Consider the following 25940-nt stretch of genomic DNA (forward strand, 5'->3'; position numbering starts at 1 on the left):
ATGGGCAGATATCGTTGGTGGCTGGCGTTGATATTCGCCACGTGCGGCTGCTCCGCCTGGGCCGACGGCCAGACCTTTCGCATTCCCACCCGTCCCGGCGTCGAGACCAGCGTCTACTGGGAAGCGCAGGAGGGCGCCAAGGCCACCGTGTTCCTGTTCACCGGCGGCAACGGCGGCTACGGTAAGGTGGTCGACGGCAAGCCCACCAGCCACAACTTCCTGGCGCGCAGCGTGGCGCTGTTCCTGGCCGACGGTTTCAACGTCGCCATCTTCGGCCTGCCCAGCGACACCCCGGCGCTCGACTACAGCGACCGGGTCAACCCCAAGCACCTGGCCGACGTGCGCGCCGCGCTGGAATTCGTGCGCAGCAAGAGCCCGGCGCCGGTGTGGCTGGTCGGCACCAGCCGCGGCACGGTGTCGGCTGCCTACGTCGCCATCGCCAGCGTCGACAATCCCGGCATCGCCGGCCTGGTGCTGACCTCCAGCGTGACCGCCTTCAAGAAGGAGGGCGCGGTGCCGACGCAAAACCTGGCCGCGCTGAAACTGCCGGTGCTGGTGGTGCACCACGCCAGCGACGGCTGCGCGGTCTGCCGTCCCCACGAAGTGGACTGGATCATGAAGGGCCTGAAAAACGCCCCGTTCAAAAAACTGCTGATGATCACCGGTGGCGCCAACCCCACCGGCGACCCCTGCGAGAGCTACCACTACCATGCCTACATCGGCCAGGAGCGGGAAGTGGTCGACCGGATGTCGTCCTGGATGCACAATCCTGCCAATTGATGATTTGACATCAAGACTGGCGCGGCCGATAATCGACGCTTCGCCATATGCCGAGACGAGCCCATGGGTACCGCGATAGACAACACCGAAGTGCTGAAAGACTGGTTCCTGCGCAGTGGCGTCCATACGCCGCTGCATACCTGCATCGGCCCCTTGCCCAGCTCCAAGGCTTCGATCGTGCGCTGGAGCAGCAACCAGCCGGACTCGATGATCCAGACCATCAGCTCCCATCCCAACGATTACCGCATCGCCATCATGCTGGAGCCGGTCGACGCCCGCATCTGGTTGCACGGCCAGCCGGTGTGGGGCGGGGTGATCGCGGCCGAGCGTTTCCGCATCTGTCCGCCCAGCGGGTCCAGCCAGTGGAGCCGTTTGAGCAGCTGCGACATCGTCAACCTGTTCGTGCCGGCCGCGCTGATCGACAACCTGAACGCGCAGCGTGAAACGCCGCTGAGCCTGGGCGCCCAACAGTTCACCTCGGACCGGCATGTGATGGAGCTGGTGCGCCGCATGCTCAACGGCGACGCCATGGCCGGGCCGCTGCAATCGCAGTACTGCGACGGCCTGATGGTGGCGCTGCTGAGCTATCTGCTGGAGCACTACAGCCGGCCCGCCACGGCGCCGCAATCGAGCACCCTGGGCGGCGGACGCCTGCGCCGCGTGCTGACCCACATGGGCGGCAACCTGGCCACCGGCGTCAGCAACCGCGACCTGGCGGCGTTGTGCGGCATGAGCGAGGCGCATTTCTCGCGCGAATTCCACCTGGCGCTGGGCCTGCCGCCGCACCGCTACCTGATGAAGATGCGGCTGGAGCAGGCGCGCACCATGTTGCTGGCCGGCGGACGGGCGATGGCCGACATCGCCGAAGCCTGCGGTTTCCACGACGCCAGCCATCTGTCGCGCACCTTCAGCCGCCATTTCGGCACGCCACCAGCCAGATTCCGCCAGCAAAAAGGAAATTAATTTCTCAGCAGCCGGCGCGAGAAACTCACCGCCGCCCCCAGCGCGGCGAAACCGGCCGCCACCAGCAGCGCGTACACCGTGCCGCGCGTGTCCGACAGCATGAAGCAATACGCCACCAGCGCCGCGCCGGTGGCCTGGCCGCTGAGGCGGGCGGTGGCGACGATGCCGCTGGCGCTGCCTGAGCGCGAATGCGGCGCGCTGCCCATGATGGCCTTCATGTTCGGCGCCTGGAAGAAACCGAAGCCGACCCCGCACAGCGCCATGCGCCAGCCGATGTCGAACGCCGAGGCGTCGGCCGCCATCCCGCTCAACAACAGCACGCCGGCGCACAGCAGCAGCAGGCCGATGCCGCCCAGCGTGCCGGCGTTGTAGCGGTCGCTCAGCCGGCCGGCCACCGGCCCCATCACCGCCACCAGCGCCGGCCAAGGCGTCATCAACAAGCCGGTGTCGATCGGCGAGCGGCCCAGCGTGTGCTCGAAGAAAAACGGCAGCGACACGAAGGCCAGCCCCTGCACCGCGAAGGTACAGAACGCCGTCAGCGCCGACAACGCGAACATCGGATTGCGGAACAAGTCCACCGGCAGCAGCGGCGCCGCGTGGCCGCGCTGGCGGCGCAGCAGCAGCACCCAGCAGACCGCCGCGCCGGCGATCTCGGCCGGCAGCCGTTGCGGCGCGACGCCATGCGCGGCGTCGCCCAGCGCCAGGATCAGCAGGCCGAAGGCGCCGACGTTGTACAGCGCCGCCAGCAGGTCCACCTGGTGCGACGCGCGCGGCGTGTGCGGCAGCGCCTGCCAGGCGGCGCTCAGCGCCAGCAAGCCCAGCGGCACGTTGATCGCGAACAGCCACGGCCACGACGACAGCGACAGGATCAGCGAGGCCACCGTCGGCCCCACCGCGAACGCCACCGCCACCACCAGCGCATTGGTGCCGAAGCCCTGGCCCTGGCGCTCGGGCGGGTAGATGGCGCGTATCAGCGCGGTGCTGACCGCCATCATGGCGCTGGCGCCCACGCCTTGCAGCAGTCGCGCCGCCACCAGCGACGGCAGCGACCAGGCCAGCGCGCACGCCAGCGAGGCCAGCGTGAACAGCACCAGCCCGCCAAGCGCGACGCGGCGGTAGCCGGCGATCTCACCCAGCGCGGCGAACGGCAGCAGCGTCGCCACCATCGCCAGCTGGTAGGCGTTGACGATCCACACCGACGCCGCCGGCGTTGCGTGCAGCTGCTGCGCCATGGCCGGCAAGGCGGTGTTGGCGATCGCCGTGTCCAGCGAGGCCAGCGCCACGCCGGTCATCAGCGACAGCATGGCCCACAGGCGCTCGGCCGGCGGCAGGCCGGTCTCGACCGCCGCGCAGCCGCCCACCGCGCTCAATCGCGCACCACGCCGGACGGTCCGATGCGCTCGGCGTTGGGGACGTCGGACATGCGGATGCGGATCAGGTGGCGGCGTTCGTCCACGTAGGTGGTGCGGCCGTGCAGCATGCGGTGGTTGTCGGCCCACAGCAGGGTGTCGGTGGCCAGCTGCTGCTTGAAGCGCGGCGCGCTGTGCTCGGCCACCTCGTTCATCAACGCCAGCGCCGCCACCAGCGCCGGCGAGCTCAGGTCCGGCCGTACGGCCAGGCCTTTCTGGATGGCGTCGTAGCGCCAGCGCAGCGTGAAGCGGTCGCCGTCGCGGCGCGGCGGCCCGAACACCGGCGCCACGTGGTGTTCGATGGACGTCTCGCCGGCGGCGTACACGGCCGGCACGCGGAACGGCACCGGCGCGCTGCACAGCAGTTCATAGGCCGCGCGGCCGGCCGCCGTTTGTTGCAGGGTCTGGTAAATGTCCGCACCGTCGATCAGCAGCGAATGGCCGCCCTCGCAACTGGCGGCCTGCACCACGTACAGGATGAACTGCTCCTCCGGCATCGGATAGAACGAGGAATCGGTGTGCATGTCGGCGCTGCCGACGCGCTCGGAAAAGGTGGTGAAGCGGGCGTCGCTGTGCGCGGCCGGGCGCGACTTGACGTCCCAGGCCACGCGGCCGGTGCGCTGGTCGGTGGAGGTGGGGTAGCCCAGCATCAGCGTGATCGCATACAGGGCGGCGTTGCGGCGCTCTTCGCTCAGGCCGTGCAGGCCGAGGTCGGTCAGCGCCGCGCCGTTGGTGCCCAGGCCGCGCAGCTGGCGGGTCAGCCGCCGCAGCGCGCCAACCTCGCCCAGCTCGGCGCGCAGGGCCACTTCCTGCGGGTGGGCATAAAATCCGTTTTCATTAAAACCATTAAACCGCGCGCGCAGAATCTCATATATGGAATTCAAATCGCTGCCCCAAGATATATCAGCGGCTGAAATAGTGACATTCTCACTTTTATTCAATGACGTAGACATGGAGTTCCTTTTGTTTAAGACGCGGCTGGCGGCGGGGGAGTGGGATATTCTAATACCGGTTGGTTGGGTTATCTGTTGTTTTTAATGGATGATGGAAACTATAATTTCCATCTTTATCATTATGAAAATGCTTTGGAAACAAGGTGTTGCGAATCATCAACAATGTGATAAAGCCCGCTGCTTGCCTGGCGCGCGATGCGCTATGATTTGAATATGACCCACGCCGATTTGCGGAAGTTACTATCAAATTAAACGTTGAGGGACTAGTATGATGAAATGGTTTAATTCGCTACGCCTGGCGCAAAAACTGGGGTTGGTATTCTCCCTGGTATTGGCTTTGACCGTGTTGGTGGGGGTATTTTCCGTCTGGGAGCTATCCCAGGTTAATAATACGTCCAAGCGGTTTTCGGCACGCTGGATGCCCAGCATCCGGGTGATCGAAGACATCAAGTCGCAGATCGCGCGCATCCGCACCCGTGAGTTGCAATACATCATTTCGACCAGCCCGGCGGACATGGACAAGTACGACCAGGTGATCGCCAAGGACCTGGTCGACCTGAAGAAGATGCAGGACGACTATGTGGTGCTGGCCAGCAGCGCCGAGGAAAAGGCCATGTACGGCAAGTTCGTCGATCTGTGGGCGCGCTACATGCAGGAGGACGCCAAGATCCGCGCCGCCGCCCGTGCCAGGGACGACGACCAGGCCAAGGCCTTGATCCGCGGCGAGTCGAACAAGTTGATCGTGGCCCTGCGCGGCCAGGTCGACCAGCTGGTCGAGTACTACACCGACGGCGGCAAGCAGGAGGCGGTCGAGGGCGACCGCCGCTACGCCTCGTCGCGGCTGTGGATACTGGCGCTGGTGGCCGGCAGCGTGGTGTTCGGCGCCGCCGGCGCGCTGCTGATCACGCGCTGGCTGACGCGCAGCCTGGGCGGCGAGCCCGACTATGCGACCGACATCGTGCGCCAGATCGCCGCCGGCGACCTGGGCGTGACGGTCGAGACCCGCGCCGGCGACACCACCAGCCTGCTGTTCGGCATGCGCAGCATGCGCGACAACCTGGAGAAGATCGTCGGCGAGGTGCGCGGCGCGACCGGCGTGATCGCCAGCGCCTCCGGCCAGATCGCCGCCGGCAACCTGGACCTGTCCTCGCGCACCGAGCAGCAAGCCAGTTCGCTGGAGGAAACCGCCGCCTCGATGGAGGAGCTGACCTCGACCGTGCGCCACAACGCCGACAACTCGGCCCAGGCCAACCAGCTGGCCACGGTGGCCGCCAGCGTGGCGCAGAAGGGCAGCGCGGTGGTGGCGCAGGTGGTCGATACCATGGGCGCGATCAATGCCTCGTCGCGCAAGATCGCCGACATCATCGCCGTCATCGACGGCATCGCCTTCCAGACCAATATCCTGGCCCTGAACGCGGCGGTGGAGGCGGCCCGCGCCGGCGAGCAAGGCCGTGGCTTCGCGGTGGTGGCGACCGAAGTGCGCAACCTGGCCCAGCGCTCCGCCGCGTCGGCCAAGGAAATCAAGGACTTGATCGGCGAATCGGTGGGGCAGGTGGACATCGGCAGCAAGCTGGTGGCCGAGGCCGGCGCGACCATGAACGAAGTGCTGGAAAGCGTGCAGAGCATGGCCGGCGTGATGGCGCAGATCACCCATGCCAGCCGCGAGCAGAGCGCCGGCATCGAGCAGGTGAACCAGGCGATTTCGCAGATGGACACGGTGACCCAGCAGAACGCCGAACTGGTGCAGCAGGCCGCCTCGGCCTCGCAGGGCTTGCAGGACCAGGCCGCCACATTGTCGCAGCTGGTCAGCGTGTTCCGGCTCAAGGATGGGGCACGTTCCTCGCGCGCGGAAAAGTGGCCGGCGCTGAGCGGCGCGGCGCCTTAGCGTCGCTGGCGTTGGCGTGGTCAGCGCCCCACAGTTTGCACTGCGGCATGGGAATGCGAGCAGGAAAGTACTAAAACAGCAGTCCTGTCCGTGACCTGAGCGCGGCGACCAAAGACACTCCGTGACAGTTGCAGTATTTCATCAAACTGTCATACCACGGAGTGTCTCATGTCGCCTATTCGCCCTATCGTTCGTGCCGTCGCGCTGTTGTGCGCCGGCGCGGTTCCCCTGACCGCCGCCGCCCAGGCCAGCGCTGAAACCAGCCCCGCCGTCGCGCCGCGCGTGGAAATCACCGGTTCGCGCATCAAGCGTGTCGACGCCGAAACCGCGTCCGCCGTGCAGGTTATCACGGCCGAGCAAATCGCCCGTTCCGGCGCGGCCACCATCACCGACGTGCTGCGCGATCTGCCGGCCGGCAATACCGGCGGCTACACGGCCGAGGGCACGCCGGGCCAGGCCTTCGGCTCGGCCGGCATCTCGCTGCGCGGCCTGGGCGCCGGCGCCACGCTGACCCTGATCAACGGCCGCCGCGTGGCGCCGTTCGGCTTCGGCTCGGCCTCGTTCGTCGACACCAATGCGATCCCGGTCGACGCCGTCGAGCGCATCGAGGTGCTGCTGGACGGCGCCTCGGCGATCTACGGCGCCGACGCCATCGGCGGCGTCATCAACATCATCCTGCGCAAGAACTACGAGGGCCTGGCGCTCAAGGTTTCCGGCGGCACCTCGGCCTACCACGACGGCAATACCGGCGACATCGGCCTGACCTACGGCAAGGGCACGCTGGCGCAGGACGGCTACAACTGGCTGCTGAGCCTGTCCCACCGCGACACCAGCCCGGTGCTGGTCAATGCCCGCCCGCGCACCAAGGATGCCGACTTCCGCCGCTTCGGCCTGGCCGACCGCCGCTCCTCGTTCTCCAGCAACGTCTACACCGCGTCCGGCACCACCGGCGGCAGCTTCCTCGGCATCCTGGGCGACTGTCCGGCGCTGGTGGACGCCGGCTCGCCGCTGAACGGCCGCTGCATCAACGACAACACCAGCGCCGTCACGCTGCAATCGAAGAGCCAGCGCGACAACGTCTACAGCGCGCTGACCTACGACCTGGGGCGGGGCTGGGAATTGTTCGGCGACGCCGCGCTCAGCCGCAGCCGCCAGGCTTCCAGCATGTACAGCTACGCCACCAATTCCTACGGCGCCTACACCAACGACCTGCTCGACAAGTACGGCCTGTACGGCAACGCGCCGGGCACCACCATCAGCTACCTGCTGCTGCCGGCCGGTCATCCGCAGAACAAGTGGGGCAAGACGGTGGGCGTGCGCTACGTCTTCAACGACGTGCCGACCACCATCAACAGCGAGAGCCGCAATGTGCGCGCCACCCTGGGCGCGCGCGGCACGCTGGGCAAGTGGGACCTGGAAGCGGCGGCGATGTTCTCGCGCTCGCTGACCGACACCCGCTACCACGGCTACATCCAGGACAAGGTGCTGATCGACGAGGTGCTGGATGCGGACGGCCTGGTGCGCAACAGCTTCCTGCTGCGCAACCCGGGCGGCAACGACCAGGCGCTGATGGCGCGCCTGTATCCGCTGCTGGACAACCACGCCGACACCCGCACCAGCAGCGTCGACGTGCACGGCAATCGCGAACTGTTCGCGCTGCCGGGCGGACCGCTGTCGATCGCGGTCGGCGCCGAGTACCGCAGCGAAAAATTCAACGCCACGCCGGACCGGCTGTTCACCGACGGTTCCATCCAGCTGATCGGCATGACCGGCGCCAGCGGCTCGCGCAGCGTGGCGGCCGCGTATGGCGAGCTGTCGGCGCCGGTGCTCAAGACGGTGGAGCTGAGCCTGGCCGCGCGTTCGGACCGCTACAACGATTTCGGCTCGGCCTTCACGCCCAAGGTCGGCGCCAAATGGAGCGCGCTGCCGCAGCTGGCGTTCCGCAGCACTTACGCCGAAGGCTTCCGCGCGCCGTCGCTGCCGGAGCTGCATGCGGGCAACACCAACGGCTACACCAAGGTGCTCGATCCCAAGCGCTGCCCGGTGTTCAGCACCACCAACGAAGATTGCGAACGCTATGTGGCCTTTACCACCGGCGCCAACCCCGACATCCAGGCGGAGAAATCCAAGAGCGTGACGATAGGTTTCGTGGCCGAGCCTGTGCCGGGCTGGTCGCTGTCGGTGGATGCGTACAACATCAAGCGCCGCGACGAGCTGTCCACCATCAGCTCCACCTACCTGTTGGAGCATGAAGCACAGTTTGCCGACCGCATCGTGCGCAACCCGGTCAGCGGCAAGCTCGATCATCTGAGCCTGATCACGGCCAACCTGTCGACCACGGAGACCCGCGGCGTCGACGTCGATGCGCGCGGCAGCTTCAAGGTGGGCAGCTGGGGCCGCTTCTCGCTGAGCGCCAGCTACAACCGCATGAACAGCTACAAGAGCATCGATGTGCCGGGCAACGATCCGGTCGACTACGTCGGCTACTACGGACTGCCGAAGAACCGCGGCCGCGCCGGCGTGGCCTGGGATCGTGGTTCGTGGGATGCCAGCGTCAACTGGAGCTACGTCGGCGGTTATTTGCTGAAGAGTTCGCCGGATGCGGTCTGCTCGTTTGAAGCGGCCACGCCGCAGTTGTGCAACGTGCGTTCGTGGCTGACGGCCAGCGCCTATGTCAGCTACAAGGGCTTCCGCAACCTGACGCTGTCGATGTCGGTGCAGAACCTGGCCAACAAGGAAGCGCCGATGGACGCCAGCCAGATCGCCTACCTGCAAGGCTACAGCCCGTCGTACCATAGCCAGCTGGGCCGCTTTGTGCAGCTGAGCGCCAACTACAAGTTCAAGTAATCAACCCAGGCGCCGGCCCAGTGCCGGCGCCGTTCTAAAAGTCTCCCCATGTCCTGTCACCGAATTCTTATTGCGCTGAGTGCGCTGCTGCTGTCCGCCTGCAGCACCCTCGCGCCTGTCGATCACAACAACGATGCGCTGCGCATCGAATGCCACTGGGATCTGCAATATCCGAGCGTGGCGCCGGCCGACGCCACGCTGGCGCAGCTGCGCGAAACAGCCACGCGCCGCCTGGCCGCGCTGAACCTGAACGCCCAGTGGGAACTGAACAGCGAAGGCGCCAGCGCCGAAGCCTTCACCGACAGCGAGTCGGACCGCCAGCGCCTGCATCGCTTGCTGAGCGTGGTGCTGCCGGGGATGGAGCGTTATCCGGCCTCGTTCTTCGCCAACGTCCGCCTGCACAACGTCCTGCTGGTGAAGGAGCTGGCGGTGGCCGGCCAACGCCGGCTGGCGATGCCGATGGCCGAGGTCGACAGCGTGGCCTATGCCGACAACAGCGCCAAGCTGTGCCCGGCCGGCATGGAGATGCGCGTGCATCACGAGTTCTACCATTTCATCGACTACCGCGAACACAACGACTACTACCATGCCGATCCCGCGTGGCTGGCGCTCAATCCGGCCGGACTCACCTACGGCAAGGGCGGCGCCAGCTTCTACGGCAAGAACCTGCAGGACGTCGGCCACGCCAAGCCTGGCGTGGTCAGCCTGTATTCCAGCTACGGCCAGGAAGAAGACAAGGCCGAAACCTTCGGCTGGATGATGACGCCCGACTACGCCGCGCGGCTGGACCTGTATGCGATGCAGGACGCCAACCTGGCGGCCAAGCTGCGCCACATGCGCGAGCAGTTCCGCAAATACAGCCGGCCTTGATGGGGGCAAGCTACTGCGGCGATTTTCCTTCCACGTCCAGGCCGTCAGGCAGCGGCTGCGACGGTCGCCAGGCGGCGGCAATCGCTGTCGCCTTCGCGACCTGGTCGACGCTTAACTCATGCGCCAACCGGTCGCGGTGTATTGCGCTAGCCGCGTGCCCGTTGGCGGCCAGGTGATAGTACAAGAACGCCTGGTATTTGTTCACCGCCATGCCTTTGCCTGATTCGTTAAGTTCTCCGAGGCTAGCCTGCGCCAGCACTTCGCCGGTGCGTGCCGCCTCGCGGTACATGCGAATCGCACGTGGGAGGTCGACCGGGACGCCCAGGCCTTTTTCGTACATGTCCGCCAGATTGTTGAGCGCTTCCATATGCCCCTGATCGATCGCCTTGCGGTACCAGGCTGCGGCTTCGACCGGAGCCAAAGTGCCGGCGCTGCCGTATTCCAGCACTTGTCCCAATCGGAACTGACAGTCTGCATGGCCATTGCCGGCGCATTGCCGGAATTCCTTCTCTGCTCGCGGCAGATCGACGGGCGTGCCTTTGCCCAGTGCGTAGGCAAGGCCAAGCTGCGCACGCGCGGCATTCAATCCCTGCGCTGCGGCTTGCTCATACAACTTGAATGCGGCGGCCAGGTCTTTTGGGACCCCTTGACCCGATGCATATGCCATCCCCAATTGCAACTGCGCAAAGGCGGAGCCTTGGTCGGCTGCTTTCCGCCATAGTTCGATGGCGCGCGGCAGGTTCTTGTCTATGCCTACTCCCTGGCTGAGCAGCGTCCCCAATTGCGCGATGCCGTGTGCATTGTTCTGTTCCACGGCGCGCGCAATCCACAGTAGCGCCAGCCCGACATCCGTGGTACTCCCTTCGCCGGTCAAATACATGCCACCCACCAAGGCTTGGGCTTCGCTGTTGCCCAATTCTGCCGCCGTGTGCAGATACCGGAATGCTAGCTCTGGATTGGGTTTAATTCCGTCAATGCCGATACGATATATCTGCCCCAAGTTCAGCGCAGCGTGGTCATGTCCAGCGTCGGCCGCGCGCGCGTACCATTCGACCGCCTTGGCTGTGTCTTGTGCTGTCCCACGGCCGGTGGCGTAGACGTTGGCGAGCTCGTTCATGGCGGCCAGCTCGCCTTGCTCCGCCGCGTGCCGGTACATGGCGATTGCTGTGCTCGGGTCCGGCTTGAGGTCGTGACCTTCTTCCAACAGGCAGCCTAGTTCCAATTCACCCCGTGCGTCGCCGCGCGCCATGGCTTTCCTGTAGTGTTCCCTTGCCGCTTTGTAGTCTGGAGGGTTGGCGCCTGCGGCCGCCAGACCCAACTGGACATCGGGGTCCAGCGGCTCCAGCAGTTGCAGTTCTTTGCGCGCTAACAGCGCCGTGCGCGTGCCGTCGATGCCGTGCACAGGGAACCAGCGCACAGCGCGCAGCGCGGCGTCGCGTTGACCAGACTGGCGCAGCTTGGCGCCGATATAGAACCAGGCTTCGTTGAGCGCCAGCTCGCGCTTGGAGGGACCGAACTGTCCGGCGATAGCCAGCAACTGTTCCTGAGTCAAATTCCCTGACAGATAAGCCAGTACCGGGCGCGGCCACGGACCATCGGTCAGCGTATCCAGATAGGTTTGGAACACGGTCGAAGGTTGGCGACCATTGCGTTGCAGGATCAGCAGTACTTGCGCGGCGTCGGCTGGCATCAGCGTGCCACCGGCCAGTTGTGCGCTCGCGTAGCGTTCCGCGTCGGCGGAGGCCCCGGACAAATCGCCGCTGTACAGCCGCGCCCAAGCCAGGTTCAGCGTCAACGCATCATTGTCTTTGAGCTGCTTGGTCTTGACGAAACTGGCGACTGCGTCGCGATGCCGGCCCTGGTGGAAGGCGATCAGGGCTTTGCACTGGTCACGTTCGGTATCGACGTCTTTCAGTTCGTCGATCATGGCGATCAACTTTGATGTCTTGGTGGCGAAACTGGGGTAGCTGCTGCCCAGAGCCAAGGCGTCGAGTATGCCGTTGCACATCAGGTTGACGTTGGCGCCGCTCGCCTTGTCCGATTTGATGGCCGATAATTCCTGACCGATTCCGCGCAACTCGCCGAGCAAACGCGTCGCGTTAACATCGCGCACGGAGAAGTTCACTGCGTTCGGCGCTGGCAGCGAACCTTCGTGCAGCTTCATCGAGGATTCGCCAAACGTGTTGAGGGCCGGCGACTTGGCCTGGGCTGCGAGCTCCGGCAATTCTGCGGCGTCTAGCCGCTTGCGTTTGATTGCGTAGTCGATGACATAGTCGACTTCATTGCCGCGCCAGGAGTACTCCTTGTGCGCGTGGAAGTAGGGATTGTCGACGATGGTGGTGTCATCGGCGCCGATGACCTTGACCCGGCTGGGCCAGACGATCCCCATGCGATAGCGGGCCCGGTATAGCCCCATCGGGATTTCGAACGGGAAGGTGCGCGTCAGCTTGTTTGGAATGCCCAAGGTGTCTTCCAGGATCCTGGACTTGTGGGCGATTGCGTACCAGTTGTCGCTCAGTGTAACCGGCTTGGGCAGGGAAATATGGGCCAGGACCGAGAAGGTGCTCCCGTCTTCGCTGTCCTGGAGGGTGGGGGTGCCCACCAGTTTGGCGCCGCGGAATTGTTTGTCGTAGTCGCCCACCACGTCCTTGCGAAGTTCGGCGGGCGACATCGCAGTGTAGCGGACGCGCGCATAGCGGCTGTAGTAGTCGCGATAAATGGTTCGGACGTCGAGCTGGACGTCGCCGTCAAGTTCGCCGATGATGAATTTTTCCTGAACTTCATACAGCGGCGCGCTGCTGGTATTTTTCGGCAAGTTCAGCAGCTCGCTGGTATCGGCGGTGGCTACCAGGCCGGCGGCGCCGGGCGCTGCGGTTGGCAGCATTGACAGCTGGCCTTTCTCGCCGTCGCGAGTAGGGTCGACGAAATAGGTTTTGCCGTCGGCGTGCACGCGCACGATGACGTGGTCGAACCACGATGGCGACGGTTGCAGCCTGGTTGGGAGGGTTGGGCTGCTGGCACTGACCAATACCGGTTCGGCCTTGATGCCCATCTGGGCCAGGATCGCAATCAGTAAGCTGCTCTTATCCTTGCAGTCGCCAAAGCGGCGCTTGAGGACCACCTCCGGCAGTTGGGGGCGATGCGAGTTCTCGCCCAGCGCTACGCTGAAGTAACGGACTTCATCCTGCACCCAGTGCAGCGCTGCGCTGGCGCGTTCTTCTTCCGTTTTTTCGTTTAAAAACTGACGCGCAACGGCGGTCACACCGGCCGACGTCAGCGGCCTGGTGAACAGGCTCGCTGCCCAGGCTGCCACTTGTTGCCAACTGCTGTATTCACTGGTCTGTATCATTCGCAGCGGCAGGAAATCCGTCGGGATATTGCTCTCCATATCCACCGGCGCGATGGACTTTTCCTCAAAGCGCAGACGCTCGATGGCGCCGCTTTTCTCGACCACAGGTTTCAACTGGGGCGGCTGAGCATCGCCCAGTTCGCGCCAATACATAGGCTGGCCCGCCGGACGGGAAATGGTCACGCGTCTCAGTTCCTGCGGCAATATGCCGTCCCAGGAGAAATCGTCGGCGGACAGATTGCCGAAGACCGGATTGCGGCCCTCGGTTGTATAGATGATGTGCAAGGTATCGCCGACGCGGATGTCGTCGAGCAGCAGCTGGACCGTGGTGGCGCCGACATAGAATCCGCTTTCCAGGCTAGCCTCGCGATCGAGCAGGCGTGTGTTGGCAGTGGCGGTGCGGTCCAATACCTGGTCTCCGCGCAGGATCGCTACCCGGTGCAGCAGCAGCTTCTGGTACGCGGGGAAATAGGAGATTCCGAATTGGCCAATTTCGCCCAGTGATGACTTGTCGTTGACCTGTATCGCGCGATTTACCAGAAAGGCTGGATTTGGGCCGGTCCAGGCTTGCGTCTCCGCGAGCCTGACGATCACCGGGCCGGACTGCATAGCTGCCGGGACACTTGCCAACGGCGTTATCCATTTTGGTAAAGCTGCGTTGCGAAAGAAACTGTTCTGGACCTTGGCTGCGGCGGGCGCCGTGGGCGTAACGGCTGCTTGGGCGGAGGTGGCGACGAGAACCGGCGCGCAAACTAGTAGAAAAGATGAACGCATGGATAGACTGGAGGTGTGGCAGTGAGAATCGCACTATTGTATATGAAATAACAAATGCAGAGAGGAAACAGTTATTGAGGAAAATATTTCATCGATTGTGCTTGCAATAAATTCAAGCAGCCACAGCTTAGGTCGGTCCATTCTTAAAAAGTGATTAAGAAATGAATCGTTACCCGTTGTGGAAGTACATCGTGATTGTGATCACGGTGTTGTTGGGCGCGCTCTACACCGCGCCCAATTATTTTGGCCAGTCGCCGTCGCTGCAAATCAGCAGTGGCAAGACCAGCGTGCGCGTGGGCGCCGAGCTGGTCGGCAAGGTGGAAAGCGCGCTCAAGCAAGCGCAGGTGCCAAGCACCGGCGTCGCCTACGACCGCGCCCACGCCGCGGTGCGCGCGCGCTTCGCCGATCCCGATACCCAGTTCCGCGCCAAGTCGGTGCTGGAGAAAAGTCTGAACGCCGACACCGCCGATCCGCAATACCTGGTCGCGCTGAACCTGCAGGCCGATACGCCGAAGTGGATGCAGAGCCTGCACGCGCTGCCGATGTACCTGGGCCTGGATCTGCGCGGCGGCGTCCACTTCCTGATGCAGGTCGATACCAAGGCCGTGCTGGACAAGAAGCTGCAAGGCGTGCAGGCGTCGGTGCGCAGCGTGCTGCGCGACAAGGCCGTGTTCCATAGCGGGATTAAGCGCATCGGCAACACCTTGGAGATCGGCTTCCGCGACGAAGCCACGCGGCAGAAGGCGAAAGACCTGATCGCCGGCCAGGGCCCCGAGCTGCTGCTGACCGACGCCAGCGACGGCGCGCAGCTGAAGATCGTCGTCACGCTCAAGCCGGACGCGTTGACGCAGACCATCAACGACGGCGTGACGCAGAACATTGCCACCTTGTCCAAGCGCGTGAACGAGCTGGGCGTGGCCGAGCCCATCATCCAGCAGCAGGGGGCGGACCGCATCGTGGTGCAGCTGCCCGGCGAACAGGACGTGGCGCGGGCGCGCGCCGTCATCGGCCGCACGGCCACGCTGGAAGTGCGCATGGTCGACGAGAGCATCACGCGCGGCACGGAACTGGACGCGGCGATACCGTTGAACTCGCAGCTGTACACGGTGGGGCGGGGCGCGCCTACCGTGCTGTACAAGGACGTGGTGCTGACCGGCGACTACATCACCAGCGCCACCGCCGGCCTGGACGAGAATCAGCAACCGGCCGTGTTCATCGACCTCAACACGGCGGGCGGACGCAAGATGTCGGCCGCCACCAGCGACCGCGTCGGCAAGCACATGGCCATCGTGCTGATCGAGAAGACCGGCAAGCCGGAAGTGATTTCGGTGGCCACGCTGACCAGCGAACTGAACGCCCACTTCCGCACCACCGGCGTCGGCACCGCGCAGGACGCGGCCGACCTGGCGCTGATGCTGCGCTCGGGCGCGCTGTCGGCGCCGATGGAGATCGTTGAAGAGCGCACCATCGGCCCGCAGCTGGGCGCGGAGAACGTCGCCAAGGGTCTGCATTCGACCATGTACGGCTTTGCCGCGATTGCCGTGTTCATGATCGGCTACTACATGCTGTTCGGCTTCTTCAGCGTGCTGGCGCTGGCCTGCAATCTGTTGCTGTTGCTGGCCTTGTTGTCGCGGATGCAGGCGACCTTGACCTTGCCCGGCATCGCCGCGATCGCGCTGGCGCTGGGCATGGCGATCGACGCCAACGTGCTGATCAACGAGCGCATCCGCGAAGAGCTGCGCGGCGGCGCCACGCCGCAGCAGGCGATCGCCACCGGCTTCGACCGCGCCTGGGCCACCATCCTCGACTCCAACGTCACCACCCTGATCGTCGGCGCGGCCTTGTGGGTGTTCGGCTCCGGGGCGATACGCGGCTTTGCCGTGGTGCACTGCCTGGGGATCTTGACGTCGATGTTTTCGGCGGTGTTCGTGTCGCGCGGCGTGGTCAACCTGTGGTACGGGCGGCGCAAGAAACTGGCGTCGCTGGCGATCGGCACCGTTTGGCGCGGCAAATAGAGGGTGGCGGGGACAGTCCCGCCCGGTCCGAGTAAGCCTGCTATTGCCATGCTTGCTATACTGTTGCCTGTGAGAGAAATTTTCAGGGGAATAGTTTGCAGGCATTGAACAGACGATGGAAGCGGTGGGGCTTGGGCGTGGCTGGCGCGGTGGGTGTGTATGCGTTGGCGGGCGGCTGGCTGTTGCCGCAGGTGATCAAGAGCCAGCTTCCAAAGTTTGTCGAGACCGAGCTGGAACGCAAGGCTAGCATCGGCGAAGTCAGTTTCAATCCCTTCACGCTGCGGCTGGCGGTGCAGCAATTTCAGCTGACCGAGGCCAGCGGCGCGCCCTTGTTCGGTGTCGGTGGGCTGGAGGTGGAGATGCAGTGGCGCTCGCTGCTGCGTCGCGCCTGGAGTTTTGCCGAGATCCGCATCGTGGCGCCGACGGTGCAGCTGGCCATCGCGCCGGACGGCAAGTTCAATATCGCCGAGTTCGTGGCGACGCTGAATAAACGCAAGCACGACGACAGCGACAGCGGCATGCCGCGCCTAGTCATCGAGCATTTCGCGCTGGAGCAGGGCAAGGTCGATATGCATGACCGTCATGCCGGCTACAACGATACCTATGCGCCGATCGCCTTCGCGCTGAACAACCTGAGCACGTTGCCGGACGAGAACGGCGATTACACGCTGAGCGCAGATGCGGGGCTGGGCGGCAAGCTGCGCTGGAAGGGCACGAACGCGCTCAATCCGATAGTCGGCAGCGGCGTGCTGACGCTGGAGAATGTGGCCTTGCCGGGCGTGTCGACGTACTTGAAGTCGCTCGCGCGGGTGGCGGTGGTGGACGGGCGCTTGTCGGCCAAGCTGCCGTACAAATTCGCTTACAAGGATGGGCAGCTGGATGCCAACGTGGCCGGGGCCGGCCTGGCGTTGAACGACCTGGTGGTCAAGCGCGATGGCGCGGCCGAGGCCTTCGTCAAGTTGAAGCTGTTCGATGTCAGCGATGTCGGCGTGGATCTGCTCAAGCGCACCGTGACGGTGGGCGGCCTGCATGTCAACGGCGGTTCGCTGGCGGTGCGCCGCGACGCCAAGGGCGAGCTGGATGTGGCGAATTTGATGGTGCCTGCTGCGCCGATGCCTACGACAACTGCTGCGCCGGTTGCGGTTGGCGCGCCTGCACAGGCCTCAACGCCGGCCACGGCGGGCAAGCCGGCGGCTGTCGCGACGGCCAAGCCTGCGCCGGCGGGCAACTGGAAAATCCAGCTCAAGCAACTCGCCCTGGACGACATCGCCGTGGCGGCGGTGGACGAAACCGTCAGCCCCGCGCTGAAGTTCAATGCGGACAAGCTCAAGCTGCACCTGCAACTGCAAGCCGAACCCGCCGTCGACGGCCTCAAGCTGAACATCGCCGACGCCGCCTTCTCGGTGGACAATCTGGTGTTGAACAGTGGCGCGATGACGCCGCTCAAGCTGGCGCGGCTGGGCTTCGACGGCGGCGAGGTCGACCTGGCGGCACACCGCGCCAGCCTGGGGCGCCTGTACTTCGACGGTGGCCAGCTGGACCTGTCGCGCGACGGCAAAGGCAAGTTCCTGTTCCTGAACGCCTTCCCGAAATCGGGCAGCGGCGCGCAAGCGCCGGCCAAGGCTGCCCCAGCCTCGGCGCCATGGACGGCCAACATCAAAACCGTCGAGTTCAAAAAATTCGGCGCGCGTTATGACGATGCCAGCAGCGGCATCAAAGCCAATCTGCAAGACTTCAACCTCAAGCTGACCGACGCCAGCACCGACCTGAAGAAGCCGCTGGCCTTCGATGGCGCGGTCGGCCTGCGCGAAGGCGGCTTGTTGACCGCCAAGGGCAAGGTCGTGCCGTCCACCGGCGCCGTCGATACCGATCTCAAGCTGACCAAGCTGGCGATCGCACCGGTGCAGCCTTTGCTGTCCAAGTACGTCAAGCTGAAGATCGCGGCCGGCAGCATCTCCGGCCAGGGCCGCCTGCACACCGGCGCCGGCGGCAAGGCCGATCCCGGCCTGCGCTACGACGGTTCGCTGGAAGTGGCGGAACTGGCGCTCGACGAGGAAGACAACGATCGCTTCGCTCATTGGAAATCGGTACGCGCCGACAAGCTGGCCTTCGGCCTGTCGCCGGATGTGCTGGATATCGCCGAACTGCGCGTCATCGAGCCGGACGCCACCCTCATCATCGAAAACGACCGCAGCTTCAACGCCCAGCGCCTGCTGGTGACGCAGCCCGCCTCGGACGCGGCGGCCAAGCCGACTGCCGCGCCGGCGACTGCCGCCGAACCGTTCCCGGTCAAGGTGCGCCGCGTGCGCTTCGAGAACGCCAAGCTGGCCTTCACCGACCTCAGCTTGCGTCCGCAATTCGGCGCCAAAATCTATGAGCTGGGCGGTGTGATCACCGGCCTGTCGTCCAAGCGCGACGCCAGCAGCCAGATCGAGCTGGACGGCCGCGTCGACGACTTCGGGCTGGCGCGCATCCGTGGCAAGCTCAATCCCTTCGTCCCGGCCGACAACACCGACATCAAGGTGATGTTCAAGAACGTGGACATGGTGTCCGCCTCGCCGTACAGCATGAAGTTCGCCGGCTATAAAATCGCCCAAGGCAAGATCTCGCTGGACCTGGAATACAAGGTCGCCAAGGGCCAGCTGGAAGGCAACAACCACATCGTGCTCGACAACCTGACGCTGGGCGAACGCATCGACAGCCCGGACGCGCTCAAGCTGCCGCTGGAGCTGGCGCTGGCCATCCTGAAGGATAGCGACGGCCGCATCGATCTCGGCGTGCCGGTCTCCGGCAATATGAACGATCCTCAGTTCAGCTATGGCTCGGTGGTGTGGAAGGCGATCGGCAACATCATGAGCAAGATCGTGACCTCGCCGTTCCGCGCGCTGGGCAATCTGTTCGGCGTCAGCGGCGACAAGCTGGAGTCCATCGACTTCGATGCGGGCAGCGACACGGTGCTGCCGCCGGAGCGCGAGAAACTCAAGCAGGTGGCGCTGATCCTGGCCAAGAAGACGCAGCTGAAACTGTCCGTGCCGGGCCAGTACAGCGAACCGGTGGACGGCGCGGCCCTGCGCGCGCAAGCCTTGCGCCGCGTGGTGCTGGCGCGCGCCGACGTCAAGCTGGCCGCCGGCGAACAGCCGGGTCCGCTCGACATGGGTCAACGCAAAGTGCGCGGCGCCATGCGCGAGCTGTATGCCGAACGTTTCGGCGCGGCAGAACTGGACCAGCAGAAGAAGGCCGCCGAAGCCGCCGCCGGTCCTGCCGCTGGCGCTGCCACCGCCGATTCTGCGCAAAAGAAACTGCCCATGCTGCAACGCCTGGGCAAGCTGGTGCAGGGCGAGCCGCAAGTGGCGGACGCTACGGCCTTCTACGCCAGGCTGCAAGAGCGCCTGGAGCAGAAGCAGCCCTTGCCGGCGGACGCCTTGCCGCAACTGGGCGCCAGGCGTTCCGCCGCGATCCTGGCCGCGTTGAAAGGCGAGGGCGTCGACGCCGCCGCCGCGCACACCACCGCGCCGGAGCCGGTGGACGCCAGCGCCGGCAAGCCGATCGCCTTGAAACTCGGATTGTCGGCCAAATAAGATGAGCGACGAAAAAAAACACGCTGGCGGCAGCGCGCTGCTGGCCGGGTTTGCACTGCTGGCCAGCCAGCTGTCGCTGAACTTCGGCGCGGCGATCGCCAAGCACCTGTTCCCGCTGATCGGCGTGGAGGGCGTGACGGCGTATCGGGTCGGCATCGCGGCGGTGCTGATGCTGCTGATCTTTCGTCCGTGGCGCACGCCGCTGACGTGGGCGCAGGGCGTCAACGTGGCGATCTACGGCAGCGTGATCGGCCTGATGAACTTGCTGATCTACCGCTCCTTCGACCGCATCCCGCTGGGCATCGCGGTGGCGATCGAAGTGGCCGGGCCGTTGACGGTGGCGGTGCTGTCGTCGCGCCGGCCGCGCGATTTCGCCGCGGTCTGTCTGGCGATGCTGGGCTTGTATTTCCTGCTGCCGATACACGGCAAGGTCGACCAGCTCGATCCGGTCGGCGTGCTGTACGCGGCCGGCGCGGCGGTATGCTGGGCCTTGTACATTGTGTTCGGCAAGCGGGTGTCGGTGATGCATGGCGGACAGTCGGTGGCGTGGGCCATGCTGGCGGCCTCGCTGTTCATCGTGCCGATCGGCGGGTGGTACGGCGGCGCGGTGCTGCTGACGCCCAGCTATCTGCTGATCGGCCTGGCGATTGCGGTGATGTCGAGCGCCTTGCCGTACACGCTGGAGATGCTGTCGATGCGCACCTTGTCGTCGCGCACCTTCAGCATGTTCAGCAGCGGCGCGCCGGCGCTCAGCGCGCTGGCCGGTATGGTGGTGCTGGGCGAGCACCTGACCTTGACGCAATGGCTGGCCATCGCCAGCATCGTGCTGGCCTCGGCGCTGACCTCGTTGCGTTGAACCGTGTTGCGTTTGTGACTAGTTCGTGGCAGCATAGCCGCTTACTGGAGGAGTCACCCTATGCAAGTCGCCCGCGCACAACAACCGATCGCTGCCGCCACCGTCTCGCTGATCGCGTGGGTGTTGTGCGTCGCCGCCTTCCTGCCGCCGCTGAATAAATACATCCTGGACTCGGTGCCGCTGATGATTTTGGCCGGCGTCGGCATCGCTGTCAGCCTCATCCTGCACCTGGTGTTCATCGGCATGTCGGCCAAAGTGCTGGGCCGTTCGCCGGTGTTGTGGGTGCTGATTTGCCTGTGCCTGTTGCCGGTGGCGTCGATCGTCGGCCTGATTCTGTTCGAGTGGTTCAGCGACCAGGAAAAACAAGCCAGCGCATAAATTTACGCAAATAAGGGTATTGCAAAAAGCCTGAAGCTTCGGCTAGTATGGATCCCGATGCAACATTGCATCGACGTCGCTCGGACGGTTCCGGGCGCTTACGTGAGATATCCATGACTGACACCCAAGCTCCGCGCAGCTTTTCGCGCATCGATCGCCTGCCTCCCTACGTTTTCAATGTCACCGCCGAGCTCAAGCTGGCGGCCCGCCGTCGCGGCGAAGACATCATCGACATGTCGATGGGCAATCCCGATGGCGCCACGCCGGCGCACATCGTCGAGAAACTGGTCGACACCGTGCAACGTCCCGACACGCACGGCTACTCGGCCTCCAAGGGCATACCGCGTCTGCGGCGCGCGATCACCAAGTGGTACAAGAACCGCTACGACGTCGAGTTCGATCCCGATGCGGAAGCCATCGTCACCATCGGCTCCAAGGAAGGCCTGGCGCACCTGATGCTGGCGACGCTGGACCAGGGCGACACGGTGCTGGTGCCCAACCCCAGCTACCCGATCCACATCTGGGGCGCGGTGATCGCCGGCGCCAACATCCGCTCGGTGCGCATGACGCCCGGCGTCGATTTCTTCGACGAGCTGGAACGCGCGGTGCGCGAAAGCTATCCGAAACCGAAGATGATGATACTCGGCTTCCCGTCCAACCCGACCGCGCAATGCGTGGAGCTGGAGTTCTTCGAGCGCGTGGTGGCGCTGGCCAGGCAGCACAACATCCTGGTGGTGCACGACCTGGCTTACGCCGACATCACCTTCGACGGCTGGAAAGCGCCGTCCATCATGCAGGTGCCGGGCGCGCGCGAGGTGGCGGTGGAATTCTTCACCATGTCCAAGAGCTACAACATGGCGGGCTGGCGCATCGGCTTCATGGTCGGCAACAAGGAGCTGGTGTCGGCGCTGGCGCGCATCAAGAGCTATCACGACTACGGCAGCTTCACGCCGGTGCAGGTGGCGGCGATCGCCGCGCTGGAAGGCGACCAGAGCTGCGTCAGCGAGATCTGCGCGATGTACCAGAGCCGCCGCGACGTGCTGCACAAGGGTCTGTGCGAAGCCGGCTGGCCGGTGGACAAGCCGAAGGCGTCGATGTACATCTGGGCCCGCATCCCCGAGCAGTATCGCCACCTGGGTTCGCTGGAATTCTCCAAGCTGCTGCTGGCCGAGGCCAAGGTGTGCGTGTCGCCCGGCATCGGCTTCGGCGACTACGGCGACGAGTATGTGCGCTTCGCGCTGATTGAAAACGAAGCGCGCATCCGCCAGGGCCTCCGCGGCATCAAGGCCATGTTCCGCAAAGCCGAATAAATCTGCGTGGACCTTACGCCGCGTCAAACGGGATGTTTGACGCGGCGGCTACTGTGTTCCTGAATTCCTCCAGGAGCGCCCATCATGCCTTTCTCGTCCGTCAGCGACAGCACGCGTCGATTGCTCGACGCCGTCAGGAAACTCGAACTCACTTTGCAATCGGCCGGCCTGCCGCGCATCCTGGCGCGGCTGCCGGTGTGCTGGCTGTGCTGGCACTATTGCCGCATGCTGGACCAGAAGATCGTCCGCATCAAACGCATCGCCGGCAAGTTCGAACAGTGGCTGCCGACGATTCGCGCCTACTCGGGCGACGGCACGGCGAGGATGGAGCTGATCGACGTCGACCTCAGCATGCGCAACGATATCGAGATCACCAAGAACACCATGTGGGAGCTGCGCAGCTACTGCATCGACGTCGGCCGCATGTTCGAGCAGCTGGGCTACCAGTCGCCGGGGCTGCGCCGGCGGCAGGCGCTGTTCCTGCAGGTGTTGGAGAACTCGTGCGTAGCGGCCGGCACCATGCAGGCCGCGCTGGCCGAGCACGACAACACTGCGCTGGCCTTGCTGCGGGCGCGGCAGGTGACGCAACTTGTCGTCGGCGGCGAGGCGCCGGCCGTTTAACGGCCTTCCAGTCGAGCGCCAGCCGCGACTAGCCGCGCAGGCCCTGTCGCGGCTCACTTCCAGACCTTCGAACAGCTGTGCCCGTGCGGTGACGATCCCCGCGGCGGGCGCCTGCGTAAAAGCTTAGAAAATAATTAAAACCATAAGCAGGGGCTTACGGCGGCGCAAAATGCGCTTACCATAGCCCCAATATTTACCAGGAGATAGTCCGATGACCGAAACCCAGCGCGACATCCTCAGTGCCGGCTTTTCCCTGACCTTGATCGCGCTGGCGGCGTTTGTCATGCATCGCTTCTTCCTGCCGCTGATCTGGGCCGGCATCCTGTGCGTGGCGACGTGGCCGCTGTACCTGCGCATACGGGCGCGCTTCGGCCGCCACGACGTGCTGGCCGCCGCCGCGCTGACCTTGATCTGCGTGGCCGTTTTCATCGTGCCGGTGTCGCTCGGCGTGGCGCAGGCCGCCAGGCAGGCGCCGGAGCTGGCCAACTACATCGTCACCGCCAACACCGACGGCATACCGGTGCCGGCCTTCGTCCTGCAGCTGCCGATGGTCGGTGTATGGCTCCGCGACTGGTGGCAAGCCACGTTGAGCCAGCCGCATGGACTGTCGCACCTGCTGTCCGAGCGTGAAATCAATAGCCTGCATTCGGCCAGCGACATGATCAAGGTGGTCGGCGTCGGCTTCATGCACCGGCTGGTCGATTTCGGCCTGGCCTTCCTGTGCCTGTTCTTCTTCTACAAAGACGGCGAGGCGCTGAATCGCCAGATCACCGCCATCGGCAGCCATTGCTTCAGCGAGCAGCGCTGGGCGCGCTACGCTGAAAAAATCCCGACGGCGATCCGCGCCACCGTCAACGGCCTGGTGCTGGTGGGCCTGGCGGAAGGTGTGTTGATCGGCATCGGCTACGCGTTCGCCGGCCTGCCGTCACCGGCTCTGTGGGCGGCGGTGACAGGCATCCTGGCGATCATTCCATTTGGTGCGCCGATCGCTTTCGTCAGCGCGGCGGCGGTGCTGGTGTTCAATGGCGCCGTGCCGGCGGCCATCGCGGTCGCGGTATGGGGCACCATCGTGCTGTTCGTGGCGGATCACTTTGTACGGCCCGGCATGATCGGCAACGCCACGCGGTTGCCGTTCCTGGCCGTACTATTTGGTATCCTGGGCGGGGTTGAAACCCTGGGCCTGGTCGGACTGTTTATCGGTCCGGTTGTGATGGTTCTGTTTGTGACGCTTTGGTACGAGGCGAATCTGTTTGATGACGGTTCGCCAGTTGCCAAACCCAGGTGAGGAGCGCGAGCGAGGTCGCGGCATCGGCCGGCCTGTCTTGCGACTGGATCGGACAACTGGCACCGGCAACCATTAGTGCGCCTTCGACAGGATCAGCAGCCAGCGGCGGAACATCAGCACTTCCAGATGGCCTGCCTGTACGCCGGTGTCGCATTCCATGATCGGGTTGACCGCGTAGTAGCGCTTGCGAAAGTCACGGCACACCAGCACTTCGCGTTTGCCCATGCGTACCAGGAACGAGGTAGGCATATATTCGAGACCGAAGCGGGAACCAAAGCTGCTATTCAGTGTAGTCATGACATTTCCTTTGTGGGGAGTAGCGTTTAACGAGGAGTTCAGAATAGCATAACTACTGTATGAATAAACAGGTACTGTGTAAATAAACAGTAAATTCGTTTTTCCGTGGTTTTTCCACCAACTTGCACGGCTAGAAGCGTTGGAGCACCAAATTTTCACCAAATTCGTCCGTTTCATTGAAGCAAGATTGTCGCCGGGTGGCGAGTTCGGCCTGCACCTGACCGCCGGCCTGGCGCTGCTGGTGGCCGCCGCCGCGATTTTCAGCGAGCTGGCCGAGGATGTGATGGGCAAGGAGGCGATCACCGTGCTGGACATGCAGGTGGCGCACTGGTTCCATGCCCACGCCTTCGAGCCGCTGACCAGCTTCATGCTGGGCGTGTCGCTGGCGCATACGGGGTACGGGATGGTGTTGCTGGTGGCGGCGCTGGGCTGGTATTTCTGGCGCGTGCAGGCGCGCTACTGGTTGCTGGCGATGCTAGTGGCCGTGCCCAGCGGCGCGCTGTTGAACGTGGCGCTGAAGTATCACTTCCAGCGGGCCCGGCCGGCCTTCGAGGAACCGCTGGTGAGCTTGATGACCTACAGCTTCCCCAGCGGCCACACATCGGCCGCGACCTTGTTCTACGGCCTGCTGGCGAGCTATCTGGTGATGGCCCGCCCACACTGGCATGTGCGCTTGAGTACGGCGGTCGGCTGCGCCATGATGGTATTGTTGGTGGCGTTCAGCCGCGTCTATCTGGGCGCGCATTATCTGAGCGACGTGCTGGCGGCCATGGCCGAGAGCGTGGCGTGGCTGGCGGTCTGCATCACGGCGATCTCGACGCTGCGCCGGCGCCGCGAGGCCAGAACCTTATAAACTATTTCCGGGAGAACGCGCTGGACCGCATCATCGTCATCATCAACGCCGGCGCAGGGCTGGGCTATTGCGGCGGCTGGACCGCCGCGTTGGCGGAGAAATTCCGCCGCCACGGCGTCGAGCCGGACATCACGCTGGCCAGGAGCGGCGCGGAGATGATCGCGCGCGCCGAGCGGGCCTTGGCCGACGGCGCGCCGGTGGTGGTGGCGGGCGGCGGCGACGGCACCATCAACGCGGTGGCGTCGGTGCTGGTGGGCAGCGCGACGCGGCTGGGCGTGCTGCCGCTGGGCACGCTGAACCACTTCGCCAAGGACTTGAAGATACCGCTGGAGCTCGATGCGGCCGTGGCCAATGCGGTGCAGGGCAGGGTGTGCCTGGTGGACGTGGGCGAAGTGAACGGCCGCATCTTCCTCAACAACTCCGGCCTGGGCATCTATCCCGACATCGTGCGCGACCGCGAACAGCAGCAGCGCCATCTGGGCCGCAGCAAGTGGCCGGCGTTCGGACGCGCGGTGTTCGCGGCCTTGCGGCGCTTTCCGTTCATGAGCGTGCGGCTCAAGATCAATGGCGAAGAGCATCTGCGCCGTACGCCCTTCGTCTTCATCGGCAACAACGAATATTTGCAAGGCTTGACGCTGGGTGCGCGCTCGCGGCTCGATAGCGGTAATCTGTGCCTGTACGTGGCGCAGAAGCCGACCAGGCTGGGACTGCTGCGCTACGGGCTGCACGCCATGCTCGGCAAGCTGGGCGAGGCGCGCGATTTCGACGTGCTGTCGGCGCCGGAATTGATCATCGAAACGCGCCACCATCACATGCGGGTGGCCACCGACGGCGAAGTGTCGTTGATGAAGCCGCCGCTATGCTACCGCTCGCGGGCGGCGGCGTTGAGCGTCATCGTACCGGCCCAGGAGGGATAG

Annotated in this window: 18 protein-coding genes; 14 read left to right on the top strand and 4 right to left on the bottom strand. The window is 64.6% G+C overall.

The annotated features are described in order from the left end of the window. Both AC1RMD_RS12730 and AC1RMD_RS12735 read left to right on the top strand, forming a co-directional pair. A complete protein-coding gene (locus AC1RMD_RS12730) occupies positions 1-780 on the top strand; it encodes an alpha/beta hydrolase (RefSeq protein ID WP_492926989.1) in 780 nt (259 codons plus the stop codon). Between the two features lie 63 nt (positions 781-843). Further along, positions 844-1743: a helix-turn-helix domain-containing protein gene (locus tag AC1RMD_RS12735; protein ID WP_492926990.1), complete on the top strand. Its 900-nt coding sequence runs from the start codon at positions 844-846 to the stop codon at positions 1741-1743. Here AC1RMD_RS12735 and AC1RMD_RS12740 read toward each other — a convergent pair. Next, the gene (locus tag AC1RMD_RS12740; RefSeq protein ID WP_492927331.1) at positions 1740-3047 is read right to left on the bottom strand and encodes an MFS transporter; all 1308 of its coding nucleotides are present in this window, start codon (positions 3045-3047) and stop codon (positions 1740-1742) included. The two genes, AC1RMD_RS12735 and AC1RMD_RS12740, sit on opposite strands and share 4 nt — an antisense overlap. A gap of 62 nt (positions 3048-3109) precedes the next feature. Then, the gene (locus AC1RMD_RS12745; protein WP_492926991.1) at positions 3110-4036 is read right to left on the bottom strand and encodes a TauD/TfdA family dioxygenase; all 927 of its coding nucleotides are present in this window, start codon (positions 4034-4036) and stop codon (positions 3110-3112) included. A gap of 340 nt (positions 4037-4376) precedes the next feature. Between AC1RMD_RS12745 and AC1RMD_RS12750 the strand changes: the two genes are divergently transcribed. From AC1RMD_RS12750 to AC1RMD_RS12760, 3 genes are all read left to right on the top strand, one after another. Further along, positions 4377-5990, top strand: a complete 1614-nt coding sequence (locus AC1RMD_RS12750) for a methyl-accepting chemotaxis protein (protein WP_492927333.1) — start codon at positions 4377-4379, stop codon at positions 5988-5990. Positions 5991-6158: 168 nt separating this feature from the next. After that, positions 6159-8837, top strand: coding sequence for a TonB-dependent receptor plug domain-containing protein (locus AC1RMD_RS12755; protein WP_492926992.1), 2679 nt, complete (start codon positions 6159-6161; stop codon positions 8835-8837). 48 nt (positions 8838-8885) lie between these two features. Then, a complete protein-coding gene (locus AC1RMD_RS12760) occupies positions 8886-9707 on the top strand; it encodes a zinc-binding metallopeptidase (RefSeq protein ID WP_492926993.1) in 822 nt (273 codons plus the stop codon). A 10-nt stretch (positions 9708-9717) separates the two neighbouring features. Here the strand turns inward: AC1RMD_RS12760 and AC1RMD_RS12765 are convergent, their stop codons facing one another. Continuing rightward, complete coding sequence (locus tag AC1RMD_RS12765; RefSeq protein WP_492926994.1) at positions 9718-13830, bottom strand: DUF3857 domain-containing protein; 4113 nt, start codon at positions 13828-13830, stop codon at positions 9718-9720. Positions 13831-13991: 161 nt separating this feature from the next. Between AC1RMD_RS12765 and secD the strand changes: the two genes are divergently transcribed. The 7 genes from secD (at position 13992) to AC1RMD_RS12800 (ending at position 23873) form a co-directional block, all read left to right on the top strand. Further along, positions 13992-15845 carry a protein translocase subunit SecD gene (gene secD / locus AC1RMD_RS12770; RefSeq protein WP_492926995.1) on the top strand — a complete coding sequence of 618 codons (1854 nt, stop codon included), beginning with the start codon at positions 13992-13994 and terminating at the stop codon, positions 15843-15845. Between the two features lie 104 nt (positions 15846-15949). Continuing rightward, on the top strand, positions 15950-19423 hold the full coding sequence (locus AC1RMD_RS12775) for a DUF748 domain-containing protein (protein ID WP_492926996.1): 3474 nt from the start codon (positions 15950-15952) through the stop codon (positions 19421-19423). Between the two features lies 1 nt (position 19424). After that, complete coding sequence (locus AC1RMD_RS12780) at positions 19425-20279, top strand: EamA family transporter (protein ID WP_492926997.1); 855 nt, start codon at positions 19425-19427, stop codon at positions 20277-20279. A 60-nt stretch (positions 20280-20339) separates the two neighbouring features. Beyond that, positions 20340-20657: a hypothetical protein gene (locus tag AC1RMD_RS12785; RefSeq protein ID WP_492926998.1), complete on the top strand. Its 318-nt coding sequence runs from the start codon at positions 20340-20342 to the stop codon at positions 20655-20657. A 113-nt stretch (positions 20658-20770) separates the two neighbouring features. Beyond that, entirely contained in the window at positions 20771-21967 is a 1197-nt protein-coding gene (gene alaC, locus AC1RMD_RS12790) for an alanine transaminase (RefSeq protein ID WP_492926999.1), read from the top strand. Positions 21968-22051: 84 nt separating this feature from the next. Then, on the top strand, positions 22052-22588 hold the full coding sequence (locus tag AC1RMD_RS12795) for a hypothetical protein (protein ID WP_492927000.1): 537 nt from the start codon (positions 22052-22054) through the stop codon (positions 22586-22588). 211 nt (positions 22589-22799) lie between these two features. After that, on the top strand, positions 22800-23873 hold the full coding sequence (locus AC1RMD_RS12800; RefSeq protein WP_492927001.1) for an AI-2E family transporter: 1074 nt from the start codon (positions 22800-22802) through the stop codon (positions 23871-23873). 72 nt (positions 23874-23945) lie between these two features. On the opposite strand, the gene AC1RMD_RS12805 is transcribed toward AC1RMD_RS12800, so the two are convergent. Continuing rightward, positions 23946-24170: a hypothetical protein gene (locus tag AC1RMD_RS12805; protein WP_026335227.1), complete on the bottom strand. Its 225-nt coding sequence runs from the start codon at positions 24168-24170 to the stop codon at positions 23946-23948. A gap of 187 nt (positions 24171-24357) precedes the next feature. Between AC1RMD_RS12805 and AC1RMD_RS12810 the strand changes: the two genes are divergently transcribed. Together AC1RMD_RS12810 and AC1RMD_RS12815 are read left to right on the top strand one after the other, a co-directional pair. Next, the gene (locus AC1RMD_RS12810; RefSeq protein ID WP_492927002.1) at positions 24358-25023 is read left to right on the top strand and encodes a phosphatase PAP2 family protein; all 666 of its coding nucleotides are present in this window, start codon (positions 24358-24360) and stop codon (positions 25021-25023) included. Next, a complete protein-coding gene (locus AC1RMD_RS12815) occupies positions 24957-25940 on the top strand; it encodes a diacylglycerol/lipid kinase family protein (RefSeq protein WP_492927003.1) in 984 nt (327 codons plus the stop codon). Before AC1RMD_RS12810 ends, AC1RMD_RS12815 begins: the two co-directional genes overlap by 67 nt.

This window comes from Duganella sp. GW822-FHT06D06 (assembly GCF_058799615.1).

Excerpts from the sequence above, each read along its gene's own strand:
- secD (WP_492926995.1), top strand. The coding sequence starts at position 13,992 with ATGAATCGTTACCCGTTGTGGAAGTACATCGTGATTGTGATCACGGTG.
- AC1RMD_RS12730 (WP_492926989.1), top strand. The coding sequence starts at position 1 with ATGGGCAGATATCGTTGGTGGCTGGCGTTGATATTCGCCACGTGCGGC.
- AC1RMD_RS12800 (WP_492927001.1), top strand. The coding sequence starts at position 22,800 with ATGACCGAAACCCAGCGCGACATCCTCAGTGCCGGCTTTTCCCTGACC.
- AC1RMD_RS12755 (WP_492926992.1), top strand. The coding sequence starts at position 6,159 with ATGTCGCCTATTCGCCCTATCGTTCGTGCCGTCGCGCTGTTGTGCGCC.
- AC1RMD_RS12780 (WP_492926997.1), top strand. The coding sequence starts at position 19,425 with ATGAGCGACGAAAAAAAACACGCTGGCGGCAGCGCGCTGCTGGCCGGG.
- AC1RMD_RS12750 (WP_492927333.1), top strand. The coding sequence starts at position 4,377 with ATGAAATGGTTTAATTCGCTACGCCTGGCGCAAAAACTGGGGTTGGTA.
- AC1RMD_RS12765 (WP_492926994.1), bottom strand. The coding sequence starts at position 13,830 with ATGCGTTCATCTTTTCTACTAGTTTGCGCGCCGGTTCTCGTCGCCACC.
- AC1RMD_RS12785 (WP_492926998.1), top strand. The coding sequence starts at position 20,340 with ATGCAAGTCGCCCGCGCACAACAACCGATCGCTGCCGCCACCGTCTCG.
- AC1RMD_RS12760 (WP_492926993.1), top strand. The coding sequence starts at position 8,886 with ATGTCCTGTCACCGAATTCTTATTGCGCTGAGTGCGCTGCTGCTGTCC.
- AC1RMD_RS12735 (WP_492926990.1), top strand. The coding sequence starts at position 844 with ATGGGTACCGCGATAGACAACACCGAAGTGCTGAAAGACTGGTTCCTG.
- AC1RMD_RS12795 (WP_492927000.1), top strand. The coding sequence starts at position 22,052 with ATGCCTTTCTCGTCCGTCAGCGACAGCACGCGTCGATTGCTCGACGCC.
- AC1RMD_RS12805 (WP_026335227.1), bottom strand. The coding sequence starts at position 24,170 with ATGACTACACTGAATAGCAGCTTTGGTTCCCGCTTCGGTCTCGAATAT.
- AC1RMD_RS12740 (WP_492927331.1), bottom strand. The coding sequence starts at position 3,047 with ATGCTGTCGCTGATGACCGGCGTGGCGCTGGCCTCGCTGGACACGGCG.
- alaC (WP_492926999.1), top strand. The coding sequence starts at position 20,771 with ATGACTGACACCCAAGCTCCGCGCAGCTTTTCGCGCATCGATCGCCTG.